The organism is Myroides odoratus (assembly GCF_001549985.1).
Lineage (GTDB): Bacteria > Bacteroidota > Bacteroidia > Flavobacteriales > Flavobacteriaceae > Flavobacterium > Flavobacterium odoratum_A.
This window is the reverse complement of record NZ_LROZ01000001.1, coordinates 31404-55796: the sequence shown is the minus strand read 5'-3', so window position 1 is coordinate 55796 and position 24393 is coordinate 31404. Positions and strand designations below refer to the sequence as shown.

The following is a 24393-nucleotide window of genomic DNA, read 5'->3' as shown; positions in this document are numbered from 1 at the left end:
ATTAAAGTAGTGTGAATTATGAGTAAAAAAGTTATTTTATTTGCTGTTTTATCAATGATTATTGGGTGTAAAAAGGATAAATCAAATGCGTTTGAATTTGTTCAAAAAGGTAATACTGAATTGTTTACACAAGCGAAAACGTTTTTTCAGCCCCTTTCATCAGTAGAAGTACCGCCTTTAGATTCGGCAAAAGTAGCCTTAGGAAAACATTTATATTTTGATACCCGTTTATCTAAAGAAGGGAATATCAGTTGTAATTCTTGCCATAATTTGAATACCTATGGAGTAGATAATCTTGCTTTTTCTCCTGGGGATGATGGTTCTTTAGGAGGGCGTAATTCACCAACCGTTTTTCACGCTGCACTTCATAGCATGCAATTTTGGGATGGTCGTGCGAAAGATGTTGAAGAACAAGCAGGCGGACCAATTTTAAATCCTGTAGAGCACAACATCAAAGATGAAAAGGAATTAGAAGAACGCTTGCGTAAAATCGAATTGTATAAGAAGATGTTTGCGGAAGTGTATCAAACCGATCAACAACCCATCACTTTTAAAAATATTACCAATGCCATCGGGGCTTTTGAGCGTACACTTATGCCAGCAAGCCGTTTTGATGCCTATTTAGAAGGAGATCGAGATGCATTAACTGCCCAAGAACAAAAAGGACTAGAAGCCTTTATGACAGTTGGATGTACGACTTGTCATAGCGGAGTAGCTTTAGGTGGTCAAATGTTTCAGAAATTCGGTCTTTATGGTGACTATTGGATAGAAACAAAATCAGAGAAAGTTGATAAAGGATTAGCTGATTTAAGTAAAAAGGAAACGGAAAATTATTTCTTTAAAGTACCTGGGTTGCGAAATATCGCGCATACAGGGCCTTATTTTCACGATGGATCGGTTCAAGATTTAAAAGAAGCAGTTCGCATAATGGCGAGTTTACAAACGAATATAAAATTGAGCCAAGAACAAATAGAGGATATCACCGTATTTTTAGGTAGTTTGTCTAGTGATATCCCAGAAGAGGTGAAAAAATCACCGTTTTAGGTAGTAGTGCACGTTTTGTGTTTTGGTTAAAGTAGGTTGCAAAAGCTGTTCTATTCTAGAGCAGCTTTTGCTTTTTTAGCTAGTTTTAGCCTCTTTATCTGTACGTTAGGTTCTTTTAATGGAAGGGAATTAAAACTAAACCCATGGATTTGTATTGGCTAAACTTTTACATTTGTTATATTTGTAGATAAATAAACCAAGAAATATGGAGTTGAAATTACATAGACCTATTTGTTTTTTTGATTTAGAAACAACAGGAGTAGATGTTGCAAGGGATAGAATTGTAGAAATAGCTATTTTGAAAGTCTTTCCTAATGGAAATAAAGAAAGTAAAACCTGGTTGGTCAATCCAGAGCGCCCAATTCCAGAAGCATCTTCTAAAATCCATGGAATTACGGATGAAAAAGTGGCAAATGAACCTACATTTAAAGAATTGGCACCCTTGGTTTATCAGATGATTAAAGATTCAGATTTAGCTGGATTTAATTCGGATCGATTTGATATTCCTTTACTAGCGGAAGAATTACTACGCGCAGGAGTCGACTTTGATTTAGGCAATCGCGTGACCGTAGACATTCAAACCATATTCCACAAAAAAGAGGAGCGTACACTAAGTGCAGCGTATAAATTTTACTGCAATGAAAGCTTAGAAAATGCACACTCAGCAGCAGCAGATACAAATGCAACCTATGAAATATTAAAAGCTCAATTGGATCGTTATGACGATTTAGAAAATGATATGCGTGTGTTGTCTGAATTTACAACAAGAAAGAAAAGTGTTGATTTTGCTGGTTTTATTGCTTTGAATGAAGACGGACAAGAGGTTTTTACTTTTGGAAAACACAAAGGAGTTTTGGTAGACGAAGTACTTGAAAATGAACCAGGATATTACGGTTGGATTCAAAATGCGGATTTTCCTTTGTATACCAAAAAGGTTTTGACTGCTCTTAAGTTGAGAAAACTCAATAATAAATTATAAAAGAAAAGGAAGATGAAAATTATCTGTGTAGGAAGAAATTATGTCGAGCATATCGCAGAATTAAACAACGAAAGACCAGATGAACCGGTATTGTTTATTAAACCAGATTCAGCGCTGTTAGCGAAAGATTTTCCGTTTGTTATTCCAGATTTTTCTCAAGATATTCATTACGAAGCTGAAGTCGTGGTGAAAATCACGAAAGTAGGGAAGTATATTGATCCTAAATTTGCACATAAATACTATGATGAAGTTTCGTTAGGGATTGATTTTACTGCTCGTGATATCCAAACGAAATTAAAAGAAAAAGGACTGCCTTGGGAAAAGGCAAAAGCTTTTGATAATTCAGCTGTAGTAGGAACTTTTTTTCCTAAAACAGCGTTTGAATCCTTGGTGGATTTGCCTTTTTCGCTTCAACAAAATGGACAAGTTGTACAGCAAGCTACTACGGCACAAATGATTTGGAATATTGATGAATTAATTGCAGAAGTTTCCAAGTATTTTATGCTGAAAAAAGGGGATTTGATTTTTACAGGAACACCTGCTGGTGTAGGAAAAGTAAACCCTGGAGATACATTAGAAGGATTTTTAGTAGATAAGAAAGTTTTTTATTTAACTGTAAAATAGTTAGTTATGGCCCTCTTTTATGATGTGAGATCGCTATGCAAAAAGCATAATAACGCAGGGGAACTCGTTGCAGATGAGCTTGTTTTTTATGTAGAACAAATGACAAAGCGATTAGAAAAGATGAAAAAGCACATTGATGCTAAAAATTATGAAAAGCTTCAAAAACACGTAAAGGTGCTACAACCGATGGTAGAAACGCTAGGCATGGATCAAGCATTTGAAGAATTTAATAGTGTTCAGCATTGGATTGAGCAAAAAGGGAAGACCAAGGAAATTAAAGAAGTGTATAAATCGTTGCGTAAACACATCCGTTCAGCAGTAAAAGAGATTAAAAAAGACTATCATATTGTAGTACAATGAAAGCGAGTATCATAACCATTGGCGATGAAATATTGATTGGACAAATCATCGATACAAATTCTACTTATCTAGCCAAGTATTTGGATAAACTAGGGTTTGAAATTGTTGAAATGCTGTCAATTTCTGATTCAGAAGCAGCAATCAAAGAGGCGATGAACAGACAGTTGAATCGCGTCGATGTTGTGGTGATTACGGGAGGACTTGGTCCAACGAAAGACGATTTGACGAAACAAGTATTTTGTGACTTCTTTGACGATGTTTTGGTTGAAAATGAAGCCGTATTTGTTCACGTTAAAGCGCTGATAGAAGACTATTTTAAACGACCAATATCGGATCTTAATCGCAAACAAGCCCTAGTGCCATCGAAAGCAACGGTTCTCTTTAATGCATTGGGAACTGCACCAGGGATGATGCTACAGCGCGATAAAACCTATTTCATTTCATTGCCAGGCGTGCCTTTTGAAATGAAGGGAATTGTGGAGAAAGAGTTAACCCCGCTGTTGAAAGAGCGATTCACGTTGGGATTTAACGTACACAAAACCATCGTGGTCTATGGTATTGGAGAAAGTTTGTTAGCCGAATACCTTTCAGAATGGGAAGATAATTTACCTGAAACGGTGCAATTAGCCTATTTACCTAGTAGGGGAAGAGTACGTTTGCGTTTATCTTCTACAGGGACGGACAAATTGTCGATGGAACAACTATTAGATAAACAGATTGAAGCCATCCCTTCGTTAGTGAAAGAAAACATTCGCGCATATGAGGATTTAAGTCGCTCAGATGTGGTGATTGAAAAATTAAAAGCAGAAGGTCAGACAATTGCTTGTGCAGAGAGTTGTACAGGTGGGCGTTTAGCTGTATTGTTTAGTGAAAAAGAAGGCGCTTCGGCGTTTTTTAAAGGAGGTGTGGTGACGTATGCTACAACATCTAAAATAGAAGTGTTGGGTGTTAAAAAAGAAACGATTGAGACGTATAGTGTAGTAAGTGAACAAGTTGCTTGCGAAATGGCTGAACAAGCCCGTCAAAAATTTCAATCGGATATTGCTGTTGCTACTACAGGAAATGCAGGACCTTCGAAAGGGGATTCCGAAGCAGCTGTAGGTACCGTATATGTAGGGATTGCCTCTAAACAGGGCACCTATGCCGTAAAGTATGAATTAGGTCAACCTAGAGAACAAGTGATTGAACGCACAATTAGTAGGGCTTTAGAGTTGGTTTATAAGGAAATATTAAAAAAATAGTCAAAACATTTTGTTTAATAAATTTCTTTTTCTTTACTTTGCACCCTGATTTTGAATATTGAAATAAAAGATTAGATATAATGTCAAGAGTTTGTGAAATTACCGGAAAGAGAGCGATGGTTGGAAACAACGTCTCTCACGCGATGAATAAAACTAAAAGAAAGTTTTCTGTAAACTTAATTAAAAAACGTTTTTACATTGCTGAAGAAGACAGATGGGTAACATTAAAATTGTCTACCACTGCATTAAAAACAATTAATAAGAAAGGTATTACTGCTGTTTTGAAAGAAGCAAAAGTAAAAGGATTAGTAAAATAATTCAGACCATAAAAAACAAGGAAAACGATGGCAAAGAAAGGTAATAGAATCCAAGTAATCTTAGAGTGTACTGAACATAAAGCATCTGGTTTACCAGGTACTTCAAGATACATCACAACTAAGAACAAGAAAAACACACCAGATAGATTGGAAATTAAAAAATTCAATCCTATCATGAAAAAAGTAACAGTTCATAAAGAAATTAAATAATTAAGTCATGGCAAAGAAAACCGTAGCTAGTTTAAGAACAACTTCTAAGAAGTTGACTAAAGCAATTAAAATGGTTAGATCTCCAAAGACAGGTGCTTACACATTTGTTGAGTCTGTTATGGCTCCTGATTTTGTAGATGAATTCTTGAGTAAAAAGTAATTTACCATTAAATATCTTGAAAAAAAGCTGCCTGATACAGGTAGCTTTTTTCATTTTTATCTAGTTTAGTTATAGCAACCGCTATAAGATGATATACTTTTATTCTTTATATTTGTACAAACTAATAGGAACATTATGAGTTTTTTTAAAAGAATATTTTCTTCAGAAAAAAAGGAAACTTTAGATAAGGGATTAGAGAAATCTAAAACGTCTTTCTTCTCTAAATTAACCAAAGCAGTAGCCGGGAAATCTAAGGTAGACGACGATGTTTTAGATAATCTAGAAGAGGTATTAGTTACTTCTGATGTTGGAGTAAATACAACATTAAAGATTATTGAGCGCATTGAAGCAAGAGTTACCCGTGATAAATACGTTGGAACAGAGGAATTAAATCAAATTTTAAGAGAGGAAATTGCAGGATTGTTATCTGAAACAGCCTTGGGTGAATCGACAGAATTTGAAATTCCAAAAGATAAGAAACCTTATGTTATTATGGTTGTTGGGGTGAATGGTGCAGGAAAGACTACAACCATCGGAAAATTAGCATATCAATTTAAAAAAGCGGGATTGAATGTGGTTTTAGGCGCAGCAGATACTTTTAGAGCCGCTGCCATTGACCAATTACAAGTATGGGCAGATCGAGTAGGTGTACCTATTGTTCGCCAGCAAATGGGAAGTGATCCTGCTTCTGTAGCATTTGATACGTTGCAATCAGCAGTAACACAAGGAGCCGATGTTGTAATTATTGATACAGCAGGACGTTTACACAATAAAGTGAATCTAATGAATGAGCTTTCTAAAGTGAAACGCGTCATGCAAAAAGTAATTCCAGATGCCCCTCATGATGTCATGCTAGTTTTAGACGGTTCTACTGGACAAAATGCCTTTGAGCAAGCAAAACAGTTTACTGCCGCAACAGAAGTTACTTCATTAGCCGTTACTAAATTAGATGGAACAGCAAAAGGAGGAGTAGTGATCGGTATTTCAGATGAATTTAGAATTCCTGTGCGCTATATTGGTGTTGGTGAAGGAATTGAAGATTTACAAGTGTTCAACAAATACGAGTTCGTAGATTCGTTTTTTAAATAAAAGAAAGAATGCGCAGTTTACACGTTTTTTTTAGCTTATGCCTTGTTATTGTTTTACAAGCTTGTCAATCTAAAGCAGATACAGAAGCTGTCAAACAACACATCTCAGGATATTGGGAAATTGAAAAAGCTCAACTACCTGATGGAACAGAAAAAGATTATACCATCAATTCGACCATCGATTATTTTGAATGGAAAGAAGATCAGACAGGTGTTCGCTTTAAAGTTGTTCCTCAATTTAATGGGGAGTATTTGACGAATGATATGCCAGAATCATTTGTGATGCAAGAGAAAGAGGGGGCAGTTTGGCTGCAGTATAAAACGGATTTTGCAACATGGGAAGAACGCGTCATTACAGTGAGTAAAGACAATATGGTGATGGAAAACGAAAATAAAATCAAGTACTTTTATAAAAGAGCACATCCGATTCAAATTAAAGAATAACCGTGAATAAAAACAATCCTTACAACCGCAATAAAATTAGTCCTCGTATTCGCGAGGGCAAGGGGATATCTGAATTGTTACAGCTGTTTAGAACAGAGAACAACTTGGATCAAGGATTGAATGAGTTTGACGTATACGAAGCTTGGAAAGCTGTTCTTGGTCCTGGTATTATTTCATATACCCAAGATGTAGCTTTTAAACGAGGAACGTTGTATGTCAAATTATCGTCTTCTATTGTCCGTGATGAATTGAGTTACGGAAAAGACAAAATTATGAAGATGTTAAATGAAGAATTGAAACGAGAGCTTATTACAGCTATTGTATTGAGATAAAAAACAAAGCGATAAAGATGAAAATTCTTTGTCGCTTTTTTAAATTTCAAATAAAAGACATTTTTGTCTTTTATTTGAAAAAATAGTTTATCTTTGTATAGTAAAATTGAAGGTATGTTTTCAAAAGCTTGTGAATACGCGATTCGTTCTGTTGTGTTTATTGCAGTATCATCACTGGAAGAAACGCGTGTTGGGTTTAAAGAAATTGCAAAAGAAATAGATGCTCCAGAAGCATTTGTTGCGAAAATTTTACAGAAGTTAGTCAAAGGCGGAATCATTGAATCCATCAAAGGAGCAGGAGGGGGATTTGAAATACCCGTGCAAGAGCTGGAGCACATTATGCTATGTGAAGTCGTCAATGTTATAGATGGAGATTCTATTTATAAAGGTTGTGGATTAGGTTTAGCACAATGTTCCGAGACACATCCTTGTCCAGTGCATTTTAAATTCAAGTCGATTCGCAACGAGCTAAAGCAAATGTTAGAAACAACTTCTTTGAAAGAGTTAGCCAATGGTACCAAATCTGGTGATACTTTTTTGAAGCTATAAGGGTAGGAAGGGAACGTGATTCCCTTTTTTTAAAACTAAATAAAGGATAAAAAAGTCTTCTATTTTAATGGTATGAATATAAGTCAAAGAAAATTATGGATAGCCTTTACGGTAGTAATGCTATTCTCGTTCGGGGTACTCGGTTATTTTGGTATAGAAATTTATCAAGAAGCACCTCCGGTGCCTACAGAAGTTAGAACGAATGATGGACAAGTAGTGTTTGTGGCAAGTGATATTAAAGATGGCCAAAATGTTTGGCAAAGTATTGGAGGACAAGAAGTAGGTTCTATTTGGGGACATGGAGCCTACGTTGCTCCTGATTGGACCGCCGATTATTTGCATAGAGAAGCGCTGTTTTTGTTGGATTACTATGCACAAGAGGTATATGGTAAAACATATGAAGCGGCAAGCAAAGAGGAACAAGCGTTCCTGCAAGCGCGTTTACAAGGCATGATTCGCTCAAATACGTATGATAAAACGACAGGCGTGCTAACAATCACACCCGAAAGAAATCAAGCGCGCTTGTATTTGGAAGACTACTATAGCAAATTGTTTACAGATGATCCTGCTTTTGATCAGCTGCGCAAAGATTATGCAATTCCCAATAACTTGATTAAAGATGTCACTCGAATGAAGCAGATGAATGCTTTCTTCTTTTGGGCAACTTGGGCAACGGTAACCAATAGACCCGATAGCGAGGTAAGTTATACGCATAACTGGCCTGCAGATGATTTAGTGGGAAATAAAGCGACAACGCCTTTATTAGCTTGGTCTGGGGTGAGTATTATTCTTCTAATTTTCGCAGTAGGGGTTCTGGTGTACTATCACGTAGCTTCAAAACGAGAAGAGGAAGAATTAATACCTGTAGATGATCCTGTTTCTAATGGAGTAACCACAAAGAGTATGACAAGACTCAAAAAGTATTTTTGGGTTGTAAGCTTGCTGATGTTACTTCAAGTTGGTTTGGGAATTATCACGGCACACTATGGGGTAGAAGGACAAGGTTTGTATGGTATTCCTTTGGATCAAATATTGCCTTATTCTGTTACGCGAACTTGGCATACACAATTGGCTATTTTCTGGATTGCAACCGCTTGGTTAGGTACAGGATTGTATATTGCACCAGCGGTAGGAGGAAAAGATCCCAAGTATCAAGTGTTTGGCGTAGACTTTTTATTTGTTGCCTTGCTGATTATTGTAGTAGGCTCTATGATAGGGCAGTGGTTTGGTATTATGCAAAAATTGGATCTCGTACAAAACTTCTGGTTTGGGCATCAAGGGTATGAATATGTTGATTTAGGTCGTTTTTGGCAACTCTTCTTATTTGTGGGGCTCTTCTTATGGCTAGCACTTATGATTCGACCTTTAATCCCTGTTTTAAGAGCGAAAGGAAGTCAACGTAACCTCATTGTACTGTTTCTTATTTCTTGTGGCGCAATTGCGTTGTTTTACGGTGCAGGATTAATGTGGGGAAGACAAACCAACCTAGCAATAGCAGAATACTGGAGATGGTGGGTGGTACATCTATGGGTAGAAGGATTTTTTGAAGTATTTGCAACGGTTGTACTGGCCTTCTTATTTGTGCGAATGGGCTTGATTAAAACCAAAACAGCAACAAATGGGGCTCTGTTTTCTACGATTATCTTTATGTCAGGGGGAATTATTGGAACGTTCCACCACTTGTATTTCTCTGGAACTCCAACGGCAGTGATGGCATTAGGAGCAACATTCAGTGCTTTGGAAGTAGTGCCATTAACCCTCATTGGATATGAGGCTTATGAAAATTATAAAATCTCAACGCATAAAGGATGGTTACAAGATTATAAATGGCCTATTTACTTTATGGTAGCCGTAGCGTTTTGGAATTTCTTGGGTGCAGGAGTGTTCGGATTTATTATTAACCCCCCAATAGCACTGTACTATGTTCAAGGATTGAATACAACGCCACTGCATGGACATACGGCTTTATTTGGAGTATATGGTATGTTGGGAATTGGATTAATGCTATTTGTCTTACGCAGCATGTACAGAACAGTACAATGGAATGATAAATTATTGAAAATAGGCTTTTGGGGGTTGAATTTAGGTTTATTGCTCATGGCACTATTAAGCCTGTTGCCTATTGGTATATGGCAGGCAATCGAAAGTATTCAACACGGTATGTGGTATGCGCGTTCAAGTGAGTTAATGCAATTACCTGCGATGAATACCCTAAAATGGTTAAGAACAATTGGAGATGTACTATTCACTATAGGAATTTTTGCAATCGTCCTATTCATATTTAAATTAACATTAAAAAAAAGCAAGCATGAAAAATAGAACAATAGGCTCATTTGTAGCAGAAGATTTTAGAACAGCAGCAGTTTTCAACAAATATGGAATTGATTTTTGCTGTAAAGGTGGACGTACCCTAGATGAAGTATGTGAGAAAAAAGCAGTGGATGCGGAAGAATTGATTGGCGAATTAGAACGTCTATTAAGCCAACAAGCGGAAAACAATATTGATTTTAGACATTGGCCGTTAGATTTATTAGCGGATTATATTGAAAAAACACATCATCGTTATGTGGAAGAAAAGATTCCTGTGCTCTTACAGTTTTTAAATAAGTTAAGCAAGGTTCACGGGGAGCGACATCCAGAACTATATGAAATCAACGAATTGTTTATAGGCTGCGCGCAAGAACTAAGTCAACATTTGAAAAAAGAAGAATTGGTATTATTCCCTTTTGTACGTAAAATGGTATCAGCAACGATTACGGGACAACCGATTGAAGCTCCTCATTTTGGCACTGTTGAAAATCCAGTAGCGATGATGATGCATGAACACGATGGGGAAGGCGAACGATTCAGAAAAATTGCCGCTTTGTCCGATAACTATACCCCTCCAGCAGATGCTTGTAATACCTACAAGGTAACGTATGCCATGTTGAAAGAGTTTGAAGAAGATCTACACAAACACATTCACTTAGAAAATAATATTCTGTTTCCTAGTGCAATTGTATTAGAACATAAAATGAACTAACAAATAAATGAAATAGCAGCAGAAGTGTCTCCCTAAAACGAGGCACTTCTTGTTTTAAAAATAAAATATTCTCCTTATTTTAGTAGGAGTAGTTTAGTTGTAAAGCATACAGTATGAGTGAAATCCATCTTTTATTAATTCTCCATTTACTCGGTGCTACCATTTGGGTAGGTGGACATATTTTATTATGTGTCATTATATTACCTCAAGTTTGGAAGGAACAAGCTGTGGAGAAACTATTTGCTTTTGAAAGTAGATATGAATGGATTGGTATGCCTGCCTTGTTGGTGATGTTGATTACAGGTGTGCGTATGGCGTACCTCTACAATGTGAAAATAGCAAATTGGTTCGCTTTTGAAGCCCCAATTGAACGCGTTATTTCACTTAAATTAAGCTTGTTAATCGGTATTGTTATACTTGCATTAAGCGCCCAGTTTTACGTACTCCCTCGCTTGAAAACGGATATTAAAAAATTGCCGTTAATGGCCTTTCATATGATTACAGTAACCCTGATTAGTTTAGCGATGTTAATCTTGGGCAGTTTTGTGCGATACGGGGGGATTGCATAATTACTTATTTAGTTTCTTCTTGAAACGCTCGGTGTTTCGCTCCCCATTGTTCTAAGGCTGGCCATATCGGTAGTAAATCTTGTGCGATGGAAGTCAAGGTGTATTCTACACGCGGTGGGACTTCAGCAAATACTTGTCGATGAATAAGCTGATCCGTTTCTAATTCTTTTAATTGAAGCGTAAGCATGCGATCCGTGATCCCATGAACTTTTTCTTTTAATTCGCTAAAGCGCAATACTTCATATTCCGCTAGCGTGAATAAAATCATCATTTTCCAACGACCGCCTATTTTACAAATCGTATAGATGGCATCACAATTCGAGGTGATGAAATCTCGATTGATGCTATTGGTTGAATTTTCTTTTCTATTTGCCATGACTTACAAAATTGTTCGTTACTCACATTAGAGGATGGGCTAGCTTCCAAATCCTTCTCGTTTTACTTTTGTCCAAAATCAATACAAGGCAACTAATATGTGAATGGCCTTGTCAGTACAAAAGTATAACGATTATTTTTATGAAAAAATATGCTTACGTAGGAGCTCTGGGTTTATGGAGTATTATTACAACTGAATTTGGTGTAATTGGAGTATTGCCGCAGATTGCAACCTATTATCAAATTTCGATTGATCAAGCCAGTTGGTTATTGAGTGGTTTCGCATTAGTTATTGCCTTGTTTGGGCCTTTGATGACTATTCTTACCGCTCGTATAGATAAAAAGAAAATGATGTTATTCGCTATTGGGCTATTCGCTAGTACTAGTTTCTTTTCTATTTTTTTGCCTTCTTTTGGAATTTTAATGCTCTTGCGGATGATTCCAGCGTTACTTCAACCAGTATATATAGCCAATGCATTAGCTGTAGCAGTAAATACTAGCCCAAAAGAAGAAACTAGTAATAGAATGAGTATCGTTTTTAGTGGTATAACAATTGCCTCATTTACTACAATACCATTAGCTACCTATTGGACCAATGTAGTTGGCTTACAAGCCATTTTTATGATTCAAACGATCATTAGTATCCTTGCCTTTGTCGCTATCTATCTTGTCTTGCCTGCTGTTGCAGGAGAGGAAAAGAAGAGTACTGTCGGAACATTACGCGTTTTGAAACAAGCTTCCTTTCTGCGTAGTGCGCTCGTAAATTTATTTGTTATTGCGATGTGGTTTAGCGTATATAGTTATTTTGCGGATTACCTCAACAAAGAAAAAGGATTGTCCGGATTTGAGGTAAGTAGTATGATTTTACTTTTCGGTGTAGTGGGGGTAGTAGCGATGTATATTGGGGGTAAAATACTGACTAGAGGAGTTGTATTTAGTAATGCGTTTTATGTACTAGGTGCTGCTTGTATAGCAATCTTGCTTTATGTGTCAGGGAGTAATTTATTTGTTGTAACTGGTTTAATCGTTATTTGGAGTTTGTTTTATACGCCTGTTTTTCTACAGGTTACCGCTTTTTTACAACGGACAACTTCTATCCCTTTCGAATTAGGTAGTAGTCTCTCTACCTCTTTGGGAAATTTAGGTATTGCGCTAGGAACTTTTGTAGGCGGAAAGGTTATAGCAAACTATGAACTGCATGATTTGCCCTTAGTCATGCTTGGATTTGCAGGAATAAGTCTGTTTTTTATCTTGTTAGTCTATAGGAAAAACAAATAAAAATAGAAATACTGCTCTTGCTGTATAGATAGCAGTGTAGAGCAGTATATTTTCAACTTAATAATTAACTTCTTATGGAATTAAAGCAATTTGCTTTTCAATTTCTTTAATTGTCGGTTCATAATCAATACCAAGACCTTCCTGTTGATAATCTAGTTCGCCTTTTGTGTTAAATACACTAATAATATTAGAGTGAGAAAAATCAATAGGTGATATTTTCTTGTAATTAACAGCTAGAGTAGCGGCAAATTCTCGTGTATTATCTGCTGAAGAACGGAGGAAAATCCATTGATTACCATCCATTTTATTCTCCTTGGCAAATGCTTTTAATCGTTCTGGCGTATCCACTTCGGGGTCAATACTCACCAAAACATATTTTACTTTCTCTTTGTTTTTACCCGTTACTTTTTCCTCAATATGACGCATATCTGCCACCAATCTAGGACAAGCAGCTTTGCACGAGGTGTAAATCATCACCATGACCAAGACATTTCCTTGAAGTTCTTTGAGTTCCATTGTCCTTCCTTCTTGGGTTGTCCAGGTAGAGGGAAGATTATAGATGGATAAATCAGATATTTTTTCTGTTGAGGTGTTGGTTGTTCTAATGGAATCTTGTTCCACTGTGCTGGCTTTGTTACAGTTGTAAAACAATAACGCGATACAAGCGAGTAATAGGAAGGAAATTTTTTTCATAAGTACATTTTTTAAAGGTCTTTCGCGCATCTAAAACCTAAGTTTTTAGTTGTAAAATTAGCTCGTAAGCTCCCTCTAAAACCATAGCGCATAAAGGCGGCATAATCCATTAAATCGGAAGCGTTGATAGAGGCACTACCACAAAATAGATTCTCGTCATTGCCTTTGTCTTTTCGACTTTCTCCAGATAAAAAAATAGAGTTGTAATCAAATACCCATTCCCAAATTAAACCGTGCATATCGTAAACGCCCCAGTAGTTTTTTTGTGTACTTCCAACGGGGTTGAGGTAGGTTTTAGGTGTTTCATACCACGCCAAGATATATTGGTTGTAGGCTTCTTTTTCTCTTGCATCCAGTTGCTGTGCATCCGACATGGCTACATACTCCCACTCGTCTAAAGTTGGAAGCCGTTTTCCTAGGCATTCACAGTATTTCTTAGCTGCAAACCACGAGATATTCGTTACGGGGGCTTGCGGATTTAAATCCCCAAAATCCAAATCGCTCTTCCAATGCGATAAATAACTCTTTGAAGCAAATAGAGCTTTGATTTGTGAGCGTTGATAGGAAGGATTTAACTTTAAGAAATCCAAATACTGTGCATTAGTCACTGCAAATCGATCCAATTGAAAGGAACCTACCCGTACATTACCCTCTTCCGTACTGCCATAGAGTGGAATAAATACACCAGCGCGAATGGTTTGCATGGGTATTGCTTGCTGAGCATCTGCCAGCTGTATGGACAAAATGCTCAACAAACAAAGTAAAAAGTGAAGGGGATGAGTAATCATCATATTATCTATTTTTTTGAACCATTTGAGGGGTTACAACAGTTTTATTATTTCCCCAACTATTGTATACATAAGTCAATACATCCGCAATTTCTTGATCACTTAGATTTTGACTAGTCATGATGGAGTTGTATTTAATTTTATTTACCGTAATCTCTCCTTCTAAACCATTAATCACTGTTTTTATCGCTCGGTTGACCTCCGCATTTAAATAATCAGATTTAGCAAGAGGAGGGAAGATCCCTTCAATTCCTTGGCCCTCTGATTGGTGACAAGCAAAACACGTTCTGGTGAATACGTTTTTTCCATCTGCCATTTGCTGAGCCAGTGTTTTATTTTCAATGGGCGCTTTTTTATTCGTATCGGTCGGCATGGTTTGGATGGTTCCTCCTTCAGGTAAATAAATACCTTCTTTAATCTTACCAGCAAAAACCTTTTCATTTTCTTCTCCTTCAACTTTTAGCATTCCCAATGCTCCTTTGTTAAAGGCTCTAAAGATGGAATGATCAACTAAGACAAAAGTACCTGGAGTATTCACTTTAAATTCTACAATGGCAGCACCACCTGCTGGAATCAAGGTAGTTTGTACATTTTCATTGATTAAATCACCTCCTTCTACCTGTACGCGATCAAAAATTTCTCCAATGACGTGAAAAGAGCTAACTAGGTTAGGACCTCCATTTCCAACAAATAAGCGTACGGTTTCACCTACTTTAGCAGTGATGGCATTGTCATTAACCAAGCCATTAACATGTCCATTAAATACAACATAATCAGGTTGTTCTTTGATGGCTTTATTCATATCAAAAGGTTGTAGTCCTTTTTCTCCGTAATTTCCTTTAGTGTAAAAATCTCCTTGCATAATATAGTATTCTCGATCAACAGGAGCAAGTCCACCTTCAGGCTCTACGAGGATAAGTCCATACATTCCATTGGCAATATGCATACCTACAGGAGCCGTTGCGCAGTGGTAAACATAAAGACCTGGATGAAGCGTTTTGAACGAAAATGTTACTTCGTGTCCTGGAGCTACCAAAGAAGAAGCTGCCCCACCACCTGGACCTGTTACTGCATGTAAATCAATATTGTGAGGTAGTTTATTGTCAGGGTGATTTTTAAGGGTAAACTCAACTTCATCCCCTACGCGTGTACGAATAAAACTACCAGGTACTGTACCGCCAAAAGTCCAATACATGTATTTTACACCATCTACCATTTCACCTTCTTGTTCAAGAATTTCTAAATTGACATTTAGTTTAGTTGCTGCTCTTTTTCCTACTGGTTTAGGTACAAATGGAGGCGCGGTTAATTCTGCCTCTCGTTCTCCATGCGCAATTACGCGTTCTGCCCAATCAGCATCCTTGACCAAGTTCTTAGTTTCCTTTTGAGAGCATCCACCCAAACTTAGTAGACCTAAAGCCAAAACAATTGCCCCAAGCCCTCCTTTTAAATTTCGTGATTTTGTATCCATAATCATCACTGTGTTAGTTCATTTTAGTCTATCAAATATAGAAGACATTTTTGTCTTTTATATTGATATTTATCAGGTTTTTTTGAGAGCGGGATTTTTTGTTTTGTGTGTGTTTGCTTTTTTTTTTGAATAGACAATGAATCGAAAGTGTGATTCTTTATTGGTCTACCATTGAAGGTTATCACCTTCGTAAAAGAGAGGGCTATTTCAAAAAGAGAATCTTTCGAAAAAGCAAAAAGCGATTTCAAAAAAGAAAGCACATTCTATTATACAGATGTGATATTTCCTTCGTCAGTATGATATACTGGGTGTAGGGTAAGGTGTGGATAGACAGGATAGCAAAAAAACAAAAAAGCGCCTTCACAAAAGAAAAAACGTTCTATTATATAGATTTTCTCCTAACAAGCGTTGGGTAACAGATGCGATGTTTCCTTTGTCAGTATGACATACAGAGTGTATGGGGTAGGTAAAAGGAATTTCAAGAGATAGGATAGCAAAAAAGAGTAGTGCTCAAAAAAGCAAAGAAGCAAAAAAACAACGGTACAACTAAATCGAAAAATTCTGATCGATTTGTTTCAGGATAATTTCTGCCAATAACTTTTTCGCACGCATAATTTTGATTTTCACATTATTCAGCGGTTCATTGAGAATACTGGCGATTTCATTATAGGAAAGTTCTTGGAAAAACCTCAATTCAATTACTTCTTGGTAATGAGGTTTTAAAAGACGGATGTAGTTTTTGAAGATTTGTAAATTCTGTTCACGGATTAGCTCGTCTTCTATGGTTTCAGAGTCGTCAATAATATTATTGTATGTTTGTTCTTCATCCGTAATATCCACGAAGTGCAGGTTTCGTCTTTTGCGAATTAAGTCGATATGCGTATTTTTTGCAATAGTTAGTAACCAAGTATTAAAAGCAAATTTGTTGTCATAAGACTCAATACTACTAAAGGCTTTCGAGAAAGTTTCAATGGTGATATCTTCGGCGTCCGTTTCATTTCCCGTTTGTTTGAGAATGAAATGATAGACTTCCGACCAATATTGATTTAATAGCGAAGTAAAAGCAGTTTGATCTCCTTTTTTAGCAGCTTCTATCGTGTGACTTGTTGAGCTTGTTTTCAAATTTTCTTACGTGTGATAAAGTGTTTAAACGCAAAATAATGACCCGATAGTATGTGAGTAAATTCAAAAAATGGAATGAACCACACCAAGTCTTTTTCATTGAAATTCTTCAAAAGTTTTGCAAAGTAGAAGATAGTGATAAAATATCGGAAAACAAATACCCCCAATACAATTTCCCACTGATGTAAATTGATAAGGAGAAGTGCAAGCAGGATATAAAATACGAGTACACTGAAATGGTAGAATCTCAATTTTAACTGATTGAAAAGTCCAATTCGCTTAAAAAGTAAATCGTTTTTTCGCTGGAGTTGAAAAGCCGATTTCCACGAAGTCTGTTGGTGCAACGTATTCATACTTTCAGGAGCAAGGGTGATGGCAGTATTTGATTTTGTTCCAATCTGTCTAATAAACTCTTGTTCTTCCCCTTGACTGATTTTCATCTCTTTGATGAAGCCATTCACTTGGTAGAATAGCGTTTTTTTGTAGGCTTGATTTAAGCTATTGCCATATAACGGTTTACCCAATTCTGTCCAAATGAAGTTGTGGAGTGTATGGAGAAACAGTTGAAATCTTTCGTATTTATTGCTGAGGCTTTTTTTCTTTTTTGCCAGTGAGGTATGTGCAATAACAACTTGTTTTTTGGTTGTAAAAAGAGCCGTCATACTAGCAATCCAATGCGGTGAATCAGGAAGTGCTTTCGGTTCTGTGAATAAGAGATAGTCATAGGACGTTGTCTTAATTCCCAAGGTTAAAGCGTATTTCTTATTTCCCCAAAAGGCTTCATTATTCTCTACATTGACCAATTTAGCAAAACGATGTTGTGCAACAAATTGTTCTAAAAGAGGTAAACTCTCATCTTCGGAAGCATTGTTTATGAGGATCAGTTCATAGGAAGAATAGTCCTGTAAAAGCATTGCCTCAAGAAACTGAGGTAGTTCTGCTTCATTATCTTTGATATACACCACGACCGAAACAGCTAGTTGCTGTTCGTTGGATTTGCTCTTTAAGGAGCTATTAAAGGCAATATTGCTGTATAAAACAACATAATAAAGCGCATGAAATAATAGAATACCAATCAGTATGTAAAATAAGATGGTTAGCATGGTGTGTGAACTATATTAAGCAAGAGGCAAAGGTATCAATAATCGCTTTTTTGTGCAATACATCTAAAAGATATTCACTTCAGCTTCTAAGTGAATATTAAAAATCTTAAAAACCTCATGCTGAATTGTTTCGGATAATTTTTTTAACTCGATGCCTTGTGCATGACCGTAGTTAACTAAAACTAAGGCTTGTTTACTGTGTACACCAGCATCGCCAATTCGATAGCCCTTGTATCCACTCGTTTCAATTAACCAACCTGCAGGAATCTTAACATGATCCTCATCAATCGCATACGAAGGCATTGTTGGATATTTTTTCAATAGGATATCAAATAATGCTTTGGATACAATTGGATTTTTGAAAAAACTACCACTATTGCCTAATTCTGCTGGATTAGGTAATTTACTACTGCGAATAGCAATGACCGCTTGACTAATGTCTTGAATGGTTGGAGCAGTGATGCCCATTTGCTCTAATTCTCCCTTAATTGCACCATAATTGGTATGTAAAACGTGATTTTTCTTGGTTAATCGATAAACCACAGAAAGGATAATATATTGATCTTTCGCTGCTTTTTTGAAGATACTTTCTCTATAGTCAAACTGACAAGCGGCATTGGTAAATTCTACAATTTCCAATGTCTCAATGTGTAAAGCTTTGCAGCTTACCATCGTATCTTTAATCTCAACGCCATAAGCGCCAATGTTTTGAACAGGTGTTGTACCTACATGTCCAGGAATTAACGATAAATTTTCTAATCCTCCATAATCTTTTGCAAGTGTCCATTGCACAAAATCATGCCATACTTCACTCGCCTGAGCTTCTACCCAAACAAAATCTTCCTCTTCTTTTATAACTTCAATCCCCTTGATATTTAACTTGATGACCAATTGTTCAACATCATGCGTTAATAACATATTACTTCCTCCACTTAACACAAAGTAAGGTTCTTGTGGAAAGGATTGAATCAGGTGTTGAAGTTCTGTAATCGAATTGACTTGTGTAAAGCGCTTTGCTTGAACATCAATGCCAAAGGTATTGTATGGTTTTAAAGAAATATTTTCTTGAATCATAGCGTATGAATTGAAAGCAGTTTGTTATTCTATGGTAAAGATTTTGAAATCTTGATTAATCGAATTTAAGAGTGATTCTGTTCGATCTAAATGGGTATCCGTAATAAACATTTGCCCAAAAGTATCCAAGTTAACCAGCTCTAAAATTTGACGTACTCGTAGTTCATCTAATTTGTCAAAGATATCGTCAAATAGCAAAATAGGCGCTATGTTATGCTGTTTCTTTAAAAAATCAAATTGAGCGAGTTTGAGGGCAATTAAAAAAGATTTCTGTTGCCCTTGCGAACCAAATTTTTTAATTGGACTTCCCTTGAGTAAAAAAACGAGATCATCTTTGTGAATCCCTACGGACGTATATTGCAAAGCACGATCCTTTTGGATATGTTGATCAAAAAGTTCTCGCATACTATGATGTTCCAATTGCGACTCATATAGTAAATGGACATCATCCTTATTTCCCGTAATTAATTGATGGTATTGGTTAAAAATAGGAATGAACTCATGCAAAAAATCACGACGCGTTTCGTATATAGGTTGAGCAATTGCTTCAATTTGTTCGTTGTAAATCTCAAGTGTATCTCGATCAAAGTAATTGTTGCTGACAAAACTCTTTAATAAAGCATTGCGTTGTGTAATCAATTTTTGATGTTGAATCAGCAATTGTAAATAATTGCTGTTCATTTGAGAAATAACACTATCTAAAAATTTGCGTCTAGTTTCACTTCCTTCAATGATTAAATCACTATCGGAAGGAGAGATAATAACGAGCGGAATAAAACCAAAGTGATCTGAAAAACGCTCGTAGTTTTTGTTGTTGCGTTTGAGTATTTTTTTTTGTCCTTTCTTTAAGCTACATAAAATGTGTTCACGCTGCTCATTTTTTTCAAACAGACCGTCGATAACAAAGAAATCAGCCCCATGTTTGATATTCTGAACAGCAATAGGATTAAAATAACTACGTCCATAGGCAATATAATAGATTGCATCTAATATATTGGTCTTACCAACGCCATTTAATCCAATAAAACAGTTGATTTTAGCGTTAAATTCAAAAGATTTATCTTCAATATTTTTGAAATTGAGAAGATCTAATTTTTTTAAATACACGAGAATATAGGTGTTTTTAACGAGTGAGTGATAGTATTATCTAATTTGGTTGCAAATTATCAAAAATATTAATAGTAAGCACTTTTATATTACAATAAAAATCATATTTTTGCCTTTCATTAAACTTTTTATACATGGCAACTTATAATAAAAGAGGTTATAAAGCTCCAAAACCGGAAGACGAAACGGTAGATAACGAATTTGATCAGTATGGTTCAGTTGATACTTCTAAGAGTACTACGGCAGAGGTATTTAATTCCTTAGATCAAGGAGCAAATAAAATGGAAGGTTGGGTAGCGAGAAATCAAAAAGCAATTTTTGGTATCGTTGGAGCCATTGCTTTAGTGACTATTGGTTATGTTGGATATAATAAGTTTGTAGTTGAGCCTAAAAACGAAGAAGCAGCAAATGAGATGTTTCAGGCACAATCTTACTACAATGACGCTTTCACTAATGAGGCAGAAAGACAAAATTTATTTAACTTAGCCTTGAATGGTGGAGAAGGTAAATTAGGATTTTTAGGAATCATCGATAACTATAAAGGTACTGCATCTGCTAATTTAGCACATTATTATGCAGGAACGACTTACCTAAACCAAGGGGAGTTTAAAAAAGCAATTGAGCAATTAGAACAATATAAATTAGGATCAGAAGCAGTTATTGGTGCTTCAGCATTAGGTGCTATTGGAGATGCTTTCTCTGAATTAGGGCAACATGCAGATGCATTTGATTACTATAAAAAAGCAGCAGATCACAATAAAAATAGCTTCACTACACCTAGATTTTTATATAAAGCAGGACTTGCTGCTTTAGAAGAAGGGAAAAAAGCAGAAGCTTTAAAAATGTTTAACGAGGTTAAGAATAACTATTCAACGGCTGCAGAAGCAACGTTAGTAGAGTCTTTAATCGGTCTTGCTCAATAATATGGCAACAGCGAATAAAAACTTATCGGCTTACGATAAAACAACATTACCTTCGGCAACAAATATGAAAGTGGGAATCGTCGTTTCAAATTGGAATGATACGATTACAGAAGGATTATTTGAGGGTGCCAAAAGAACACTTTTAGATTGTGGTTTACAAGAAGAAGGATTAATTCGTTGGGATGTACCAGGAAGCTTTGAATTGGTTTTTGGTGCAAAACGAATGATAGAACGGTTTGAAGACTTAGATGCAGTTCTCGTAATTGGCTGCGTAATCAAAGGAGAAACCATGCATTTTGAATTTGTTTGTGAAGGTGTTACACACGGAATTAAAGATTTAAATTTAATAGCAGATATCCCTGTGATTTTTTGTGTACTTACAGATAACACAATAGAACAGTCACTCGCTCGAAGCGGAGGTGATATGGGAAATAAAGGGGTTGAGGCCGCGGTCACTGCCTTGAAAATGATTGCTTTAAATAATCTATAAAAGAAAAAAGATAAGCCTGTGTAAAAGCAGGCTTTTTTTTATCATACGAAGTTGAAAAGTGAAAAAATAGTTAAGGAAGTAATTCCCCTATTTATTTAATTAAATTTGTATGGATAGAGTTCAACGTTTTAATCAAAAAAAAAACTTCCTTTTTTAAATGTCTAATATTATTCGATTATTACCAGATCACGTAGCCAATCAAATTGCCGCAGGAGAAGTGGTTCAACGACCAGCTTCTGTTGTGAAGGAATTGATAGAAAATGCGGTGGATGCGGGGGCAACGGAAATCAAGTTGGTGCTAAAAGAAGCAGGAAAAACGTTGATTCAGGTAATTGATAATGGAAAGGGAATGAATGAAACGGATGCTAGAATGGCTTTTGAACGCCATGCTACATCTAAAATATCCAAAGCAGAAGATTTATTCGCCTTAAGTACAAAAGGATTTAGAGGAGAAGCATTAGCTTCCATCGCTGCTATTGCACATGTAGACTTAAAAACGTGTTTGCATCATAGTGAATTAGGAACACACCTCGTGATTGAGGGGTCTAAAGTCATGTCACAAGAAGTGGCAGTAACACCTCCAGGAACGGTGTTCTCCGTGAAAAATCTATTCTTTAATATTCCTGCTCGTAGAAATTTCTTAAAATCAGATAATGTTGAATTTCGCAATATTGTGGATGAATTTGAACGCATTACCTTGGTACATCCGGGGATTGGTTTTACGATGATCCACAATGGCAGTGAAGTATTCAACTTACCGAGCTCGAATTTGCGTCAACGCATCGTTAATGTATTTGGAACGAGAACGAATGAAAAGTTAGTTCCAATTGAAGAAATTACTGAAATTGTAACGATTCGCGGATTCATCGGGAAACCTGAATTTGCAAAAAAAAGTCGAGGAGAACAATTCTTTTTTGTCAATGATCGCTTTATCCGAAGTGGATATTTGCATCATGCTGTTTTAGCTGCTTATGAGGGATTGTTAAAGGATGGCACACAGCCAACTTATTTTATTTATTTGTCTGTACCTCCTAGTTCCATTGATATCAACATACATCCGACAAAAACGGAAATTAAGTTTGATGATGAACAAGCGCTGTATAGTATTTTGCGCTCTGCAATTAAACATAGCTTGGGGCAGTTTAACGTGGCTCCTGTGCTCGATTTTCATCGAGATGAAGGACTAGATGTTCCTTATGAGTTTAAAGATAGAGAGGCAGAAACCCCTTTGATTGAAATCGACACACATTATAATCCATTTAGCAATGAATTGCTAAACCCTGAAGAAGAGATTTTTAATCCCTTCAAACAAACGCCCGCAAGTACAACAAATGGTCTACCTTCGGATTTTGTAGCAAGGGGATTCAATCCTTTTGAAGAGAGTTCCTTTTTGCGCAAAGAGGAAGCTGAAGAACCGATAGCACCAGATGAAGAAGAGCAAGCGGAGGTATTCGAAAGTAAATTGACTACGGCTAAATCAACGATTGATTTTTCTTCGTTTAAACAAGAAGGGAGAAAAGCAGATGAAGCTGTTTTCTTTGCTAGTAAATCCAATAAAACAGAAATTAAAAAGTCTTCAGCTACGGAAGTAGGGGCTTGGCAAGAAGTTTTTGAGGGATTGAAAGGCAAAGGAAGTGATATTGATATTAGTGGCTTGACATTCGAAGAAGAAGAGGTTACTGGGAGTTTATTTGATGAAAGTACAGAAACCACCTTGGCCTCTCGTACGTTTCAGATTCAGCGAAAATATATTGTCAGCCCAATTAAATCTGGGATGGTGATCATCAATCAAGGACGAGCACACCAGCGAATTCTCTATGAGAAGTTCATTGGAAATATTGCCAAATCCAATGCCGTTTCTCAACAGCTACTCTTTCCCTTAACCTTATATTATGCTCCATATGAAGTGGTCTTGTTGAAGGAAATTCGACATTCACTCAAACAAATGGGCTTTGATTTTGAAGATATGGGTGAGGATCATGTAATTTTATCTGGATTACCAGTAAATGTAGCCGAAAGTGAAGCGCAAATTGTGTTAGACGATTTGATTATGAGCTTCCAAGAAGGAATTCCTGAAACGAACTATATTCAAACGGAACGCATTGCTAAAACACTGGCACAAAGTTTGTCCGTAAAATCAGGAACGATTTTAAATGAAACAGAACAAGAAGATATTGTGAATTCTTTATTCGGCTGTAAAGAACCCAACATCTCACCATTTATGAAACCTACTTTTATTACCATGAAAGTAGAAGATATTGAACGAAAATTTATACTGTAATGAGAATATCAGAAGGAGTAAAACAGTTATTGATTATAAATATCCTATTTTTTATAGGGAGCCAGTTTGTACCTGCTACCTATGATTATTTAGCGATGTACTATTTTGAAAATGCCAAATTTCAATTTTGGCAACCGCTGACTTATATGTTTATGCATGGTGGGTATATGCATATCTTTTTCAATATGTTTGCGTTGTTTTCTTTTGGAAGTACATTAGAAATGATTTTTGGAACGAAGCGATTGTATGTCTTGTTCTTATTGTCTGGTTTAGGAGCTGCTTTATTACACATGGGAGTGAATTATTATACAGTAGTATCCAATGTCAATCAACTAGTAGCAGCTGGTTATAACAAAGCAGATATTTATGCGATGTTACCTAGTGGACAATATATAGTTCACTGGAATTCTATAATTGGACCTTCTAATGTAGAATCGATGTTTTCTGCATTCAACAATCCTGTAGTAGGGGCTTCTGGAGCTGTTTATGGCTTTCTAGTTGCGTTTGCTTATATGTTTCCTAATGCGGAATTGATGATGATGTTTATTCCTGTGCCAATCAAAGCGAAATACTTTGTACCTGGAATCTTAGCCATTGACTTAATCGGTGGATTAACAGGCGGATTCAGTATTTTTGGAGGTGGAACTGGAATTGCCCATTTTGCTCACGTAGGTGGTGCATTAACAGGCTTCTTATTGGTGAGGTACTGGAAACAAAACCAGTTCAAACAAAATCGTTGGGATTTGTAA

General features: G+C 36.3%; 28 protein-coding genes. 20 read left to right on the top strand and 8 right to left on the bottom strand.

Annotated elements, in window-relative coordinates; translation table 11 throughout:
* Window positions 1-18: 18 nt before the first annotated feature.
* From AWV75_RS00285 to AWV75_RS00220, 15 genes are all read left to right on the top strand, one after another.
* Window positions 19-1044, top strand: a complete 1026-nt coding sequence (locus AWV75_RS00285; RefSeq protein ID WP_060872484.1) for a cytochrome-c peroxidase — start codon at window positions 19-21, stop codon at window positions 1042-1044.
* Window positions 1045-1249: 205 nt separating this feature from the next.
* Window positions 1250-2023 carry a 3'-5' exonuclease gene (locus AWV75_RS00280; RefSeq protein WP_060872483.1) on the top strand — a complete coding sequence of 258 codons (774 nt, stop codon included), beginning with the start codon at window positions 1250-1252 and terminating at the stop codon, window positions 2021-2023.
* A gap of 12 nt (window positions 2024-2035) precedes the next feature.
* The gene (locus AWV75_RS00275) at window positions 2036-2647 is read left to right on the top strand and encodes a fumarylacetoacetate hydrolase family protein (RefSeq protein ID WP_060872482.1); all 612 of its coding nucleotides are present in this window, start codon (window positions 2036-2038) and stop codon (window positions 2645-2647) included.
* A gap of 6 nt (window positions 2648-2653) precedes the next feature.
* Window positions 2654-3007, top strand: coding sequence for a hypothetical protein (locus tag AWV75_RS00270; protein WP_060872481.1), 354 nt, complete (start codon window positions 2654-2656; stop codon window positions 3005-3007).
* Window positions 3004-4248 carry a competence/damage-inducible protein A gene (locus AWV75_RS00265; RefSeq protein ID WP_060872480.1) on the top strand — a complete coding sequence of 415 codons (1245 nt, stop codon included), beginning with the start codon at window positions 3004-3006 and terminating at the stop codon, window positions 4246-4248. The genes AWV75_RS00270 and AWV75_RS00265 overlap by 4 nt, the downstream gene beginning before the upstream one ends.
* 80 nt (window positions 4249-4328) lie before the next feature.
* The gene (gene rpmB / locus AWV75_RS00260; protein WP_060872479.1) at window positions 4329-4565 is read left to right on the top strand and encodes a 50S ribosomal protein L28; all 237 of its coding nucleotides are present in this window, start codon (window positions 4329-4331) and stop codon (window positions 4563-4565) included.
* A 27-nt stretch (window positions 4566-4592) separates the two neighbouring features.
* Window positions 4593-4775 (top strand): 50S ribosomal protein L33, encoded by a 183-nt coding sequence (gene rpmG / locus AWV75_RS00255; protein WP_006260303.1) that lies wholly within the window; start codon window positions 4593-4595, stop codon window positions 4773-4775.
* Between the two features lie 7 nt (window positions 4776-4782).
* A complete protein-coding gene (locus AWV75_RS18350) occupies window positions 4783-4935 on the top strand; it encodes a DUF4295 domain-containing protein (RefSeq protein ID WP_082711008.1) in 153 nt (50 codons plus the stop codon).
* Window positions 4936-5070: 135 nt separating this feature from the next.
* Window positions 5071-6024 carry a signal recognition particle-docking protein FtsY gene (gene ftsY, locus AWV75_RS00250; protein ID WP_060872478.1) on the top strand — a complete coding sequence of 318 codons (954 nt, stop codon included), beginning with the start codon at window positions 5071-5073 and terminating at the stop codon, window positions 6022-6024.
* 8 nt (window positions 6025-6032) lie between these two features.
* Window positions 6033-6467, top strand: coding sequence for a hypothetical protein (locus AWV75_RS00245; RefSeq protein WP_060872477.1), 435 nt, complete (start codon window positions 6033-6035; stop codon window positions 6465-6467).
* A 2-nt stretch (window positions 6468-6469) separates the two neighbouring features.
* On the top strand, window positions 6470-6799 hold the full coding sequence (locus AWV75_RS00240) for a DUF721 domain-containing protein (RefSeq protein ID WP_060872476.1): 330 nt from the start codon (window positions 6470-6472) through the stop codon (window positions 6797-6799).
* Window positions 6800-6913: 114 nt separating this feature from the next.
* Complete coding sequence (locus AWV75_RS00235; RefSeq protein ID WP_060872475.1) at window positions 6914-7348, top strand: RrF2 family transcriptional regulator; 435 nt, start codon at window positions 6914-6916, stop codon at window positions 7346-7348.
* 72 nt (window positions 7349-7420) lie between these two features.
* The gene (locus AWV75_RS00230) at window positions 7421-9667 is read left to right on the top strand and encodes a nitric-oxide reductase large subunit (protein ID WP_060872474.1); all 2247 of its coding nucleotides are present in this window, start codon (window positions 7421-7423) and stop codon (window positions 9665-9667) included.
* The gene (gene ric, locus AWV75_RS00225) at window positions 9657-10370 is read left to right on the top strand and encodes an iron-sulfur cluster repair di-iron protein (RefSeq protein WP_060872473.1); all 714 of its coding nucleotides are present in this window, start codon (window positions 9657-9659) and stop codon (window positions 10368-10370) included. Before AWV75_RS00230 ends, ric begins: the two co-directional genes overlap by 11 nt.
* Before the next feature lie 113 nt (window positions 10371-10483).
* Entirely contained in the window at window positions 10484-10939 is a 456-nt protein-coding gene (locus AWV75_RS00220) for a CopD family protein (RefSeq protein WP_060872472.1), read from the top strand.
* Window positions 10940-10943: 4 nt separating this feature from the next.
* Here the strand turns inward: AWV75_RS00220 and AWV75_RS00215 are convergent, their stop codons facing one another.
* The gene (locus AWV75_RS00215; RefSeq protein ID WP_060872471.1) at window positions 10944-11315 is read right to left on the bottom strand and encodes a winged helix-turn-helix transcriptional regulator; all 372 of its coding nucleotides are present in this window, start codon (window positions 11313-11315) and stop codon (window positions 10944-10946) included.
* A 140-nt stretch (window positions 11316-11455) separates the two neighbouring features.
* Here AWV75_RS00215 and AWV75_RS00210 point away from each other — a divergent pair, with 140 nt between their 5' ends.
* A complete protein-coding gene (locus AWV75_RS00210; protein ID WP_060872470.1) occupies window positions 11456-12592 on the top strand; it encodes an MFS transporter in 1137 nt (378 codons plus the stop codon).
* 72 nt (window positions 12593-12664) lie between these two features.
* Here the strand turns inward: AWV75_RS00210 and AWV75_RS00205 are convergent, their stop codons facing one another.
* From AWV75_RS00205 to recF, 7 genes are all read right to left on the bottom strand, one after another.
* Complete coding sequence (locus AWV75_RS00205) at window positions 12665-13285, bottom strand: SCO family protein (protein WP_060872978.1); 621 nt, start codon at window positions 13283-13285, stop codon at window positions 12665-12667.
* A gap of 11 nt (window positions 13286-13296) precedes the next feature.
* On the bottom strand, window positions 13297-14076 hold the full coding sequence (locus tag AWV75_RS00200; RefSeq protein WP_060872469.1) for a formylglycine-generating enzyme family protein: 780 nt from the start codon (window positions 14074-14076) through the stop codon (window positions 13297-13299).
* 1 nt (window position 14077) lies between these two features.
* Window positions 14078-15550, bottom strand: coding sequence for a copper-containing nitrite reductase (nirK, locus tag AWV75_RS00195; RefSeq protein WP_060872468.1), 1473 nt, complete (start codon window positions 15548-15550; stop codon window positions 14078-14080).
* Between the two features lie 540 nt (window positions 15551-16090).
* Window positions 16091-16666, bottom strand: a complete 576-nt coding sequence (locus AWV75_RS00190; protein WP_060872467.1) for an RNA polymerase sigma factor — start codon at window positions 16664-16666, stop codon at window positions 16091-16093.
* Entirely contained in the window at window positions 16663-17769 is a 1107-nt protein-coding gene (locus AWV75_RS00185) for a glycosyltransferase (protein ID WP_060872466.1), read from the bottom strand. The genes AWV75_RS00190 and AWV75_RS00185 overlap by 4 nt, the downstream gene beginning before the upstream one ends.
* Window positions 17770-17832: 63 nt before the next feature.
* The gene (murB, locus tag AWV75_RS00180; protein WP_060872465.1) at window positions 17833-18843 is read right to left on the bottom strand and encodes a UDP-N-acetylmuramate dehydrogenase; all 1011 of its coding nucleotides are present in this window, start codon (window positions 18841-18843) and stop codon (window positions 17833-17835) included.
* Between the two features lie 24 nt (window positions 18844-18867).
* Window positions 18868-19950, bottom strand: a complete 1083-nt coding sequence (gene recF / locus AWV75_RS00175) for a DNA replication/repair protein RecF (RefSeq protein ID WP_060872464.1) — start codon at window positions 19948-19950, stop codon at window positions 18868-18870.
* Between the two features lie 134 nt (window positions 19951-20084).
* On the opposite strand from recF, the gene AWV75_RS00170 reads away from it, so the two are divergent.
* The 4 genes from AWV75_RS00170 (at window position 20085) to AWV75_RS00155 (ending at window position 24393) form a co-directional block, all read left to right on the top strand.
* A complete protein-coding gene (locus AWV75_RS00170; RefSeq protein ID WP_060872463.1) occupies window positions 20085-20873 on the top strand; it encodes a tetratricopeptide repeat protein in 789 nt (262 codons plus the stop codon).
* 1 nt (window position 20874) lies between these two features.
* Window positions 20875-21363, top strand: a complete 489-nt coding sequence (ribH, locus tag AWV75_RS00165) for a 6,7-dimethyl-8-ribityllumazine synthase (RefSeq protein ID WP_060872462.1) — start codon at window positions 20875-20877, stop codon at window positions 21361-21363.
* Window positions 21364-21520: 157 nt separating this feature from the next.
* Window positions 21521-23644, top strand: a complete 2124-nt coding sequence (gene mutL / locus AWV75_RS00160) for a DNA mismatch repair endonuclease MutL (RefSeq protein ID WP_060872461.1) — start codon at window positions 21521-21523, stop codon at window positions 23642-23644.
* Window positions 23644-24393 carry a rhomboid family intramembrane serine protease gene (locus AWV75_RS00155; protein WP_060872460.1) on the top strand — a complete coding sequence of 250 codons (750 nt, stop codon included), beginning with the start codon at window positions 23644-23646 and terminating at the stop codon, window positions 24391-24393. Before mutL ends, AWV75_RS00155 begins: the two co-directional genes overlap by 1 nt.

Bases quoted from the DNA above. Each gene is read 5' to 3' on its own strand.
- AWV75_RS00285 (WP_060872484.1), top strand. From the start codon at position 19: ATGAGTAAAAAAGTTATTTTATTTGCTGTTTTATCAATGATTATTGGG.
- AWV75_RS00280 (WP_060872483.1), top strand. From the start codon at position 1,250: ATGGAGTTGAAATTACATAGACCTATTTGTTTTTTTGATTTAGAAACA.
- AWV75_RS00275 (WP_060872482.1), top strand. From the start codon at position 2,036: ATGAAAATTATCTGTGTAGGAAGAAATTATGTCGAGCATATCGCAGAA.
- AWV75_RS00270 (WP_060872481.1), top strand. From the start codon at position 2,654: ATGGCCCTCTTTTATGATGTGAGATCGCTATGCAAAAAGCATAATAAC.
- AWV75_RS00265 (WP_060872480.1), top strand. From the start codon at position 3,004: ATGAAAGCGAGTATCATAACCATTGGCGATGAAATATTGATTGGACAA.
- rpmB (WP_060872479.1), top strand. From the start codon at position 4,329: ATGTCAAGAGTTTGTGAAATTACCGGAAAGAGAGCGATGGTTGGAAAC.
- rpmG (WP_006260303.1), top strand. From the start codon at position 4,593: ATGGCAAAGAAAGGTAATAGAATCCAAGTAATCTTAGAGTGTACTGAA.
- AWV75_RS18350 (WP_082711008.1), top strand. From the start codon at position 4,783: ATGGCAAAGAAAACCGTAGCTAGTTTAAGAACAACTTCTAAGAAGTTG.
- ftsY (WP_060872478.1), top strand. From the start codon at position 5,071: ATGAGTTTTTTTAAAAGAATATTTTCTTCAGAAAAAAAGGAAACTTTA.
- AWV75_RS00245 (WP_060872477.1), top strand. From the start codon at position 6,033: ATGCGCAGTTTACACGTTTTTTTTAGCTTATGCCTTGTTATTGTTTTA.
- AWV75_RS00235 (WP_060872475.1), top strand. From the start codon at position 6,914: ATGTTTTCAAAAGCTTGTGAATACGCGATTCGTTCTGTTGTGTTTATT.
- AWV75_RS00230 (WP_060872474.1), top strand. From the start codon at position 7,421: ATGAATATAAGTCAAAGAAAATTATGGATAGCCTTTACGGTAGTAATG.
- ric (WP_060872473.1), top strand. From the start codon at position 9,657: ATGAAAAATAGAACAATAGGCTCATTTGTAGCAGAAGATTTTAGAACA.
- AWV75_RS00220 (WP_060872472.1), top strand. From the start codon at position 10,484: ATGAGTGAAATCCATCTTTTATTAATTCTCCATTTACTCGGTGCTACC.
- AWV75_RS00215 (WP_060872471.1), bottom strand. From the start codon at position 11,315: ATGGCAAATAGAAAAGAAAATTCAACCAATAGCATCAATCGAGATTTC.
- AWV75_RS00210 (WP_060872470.1), top strand. From the start codon at position 11,456: ATGAAAAAATATGCTTACGTAGGAGCTCTGGGTTTATGGAGTATTATT.
- AWV75_RS00205 (WP_060872978.1), bottom strand. From the start codon at position 13,285: ATGAAAAAAATTTCCTTCCTATTACTCGCTTGTATCGCGTTATTGTTT.
- AWV75_RS00200 (WP_060872469.1), bottom strand. From the start codon at position 14,076: ATGATGATTACTCATCCCCTTCACTTTTTACTTTGTTTGTTGAGCATT.
- nirK (WP_060872468.1), bottom strand. From the start codon at position 15,550: ATGATTATGGATACAAAATCACGAAATTTAAAAGGAGGGCTTGGGGCA.
- AWV75_RS00185 (WP_060872466.1), bottom strand. From the start codon at position 17,769: ATGCTAACCATCTTATTTTACATACTGATTGGTATTCTATTATTTCAT.
- murB (WP_060872465.1), bottom strand. From the start codon at position 18,843: ATGATTCAAGAAAATATTTCTTTAAAACCATACAATACCTTTGGCATT.
- AWV75_RS00170 (WP_060872463.1), top strand. From the start codon at position 20,085: ATGGCAACTTATAATAAAAGAGGTTATAAAGCTCCAAAACCGGAAGAC.
- ribH (WP_060872462.1), top strand. From the start codon at position 20,875: ATGGCAACAGCGAATAAAAACTTATCGGCTTACGATAAAACAACATTA.
- mutL (WP_060872461.1), top strand. From the start codon at position 21,521: ATGTCTAATATTATTCGATTATTACCAGATCACGTAGCCAATCAAATT.
- AWV75_RS00155 (WP_060872460.1), top strand. From the start codon at position 23,644: ATGAGAATATCAGAAGGAGTAAAACAGTTATTGATTATAAATATCCTA.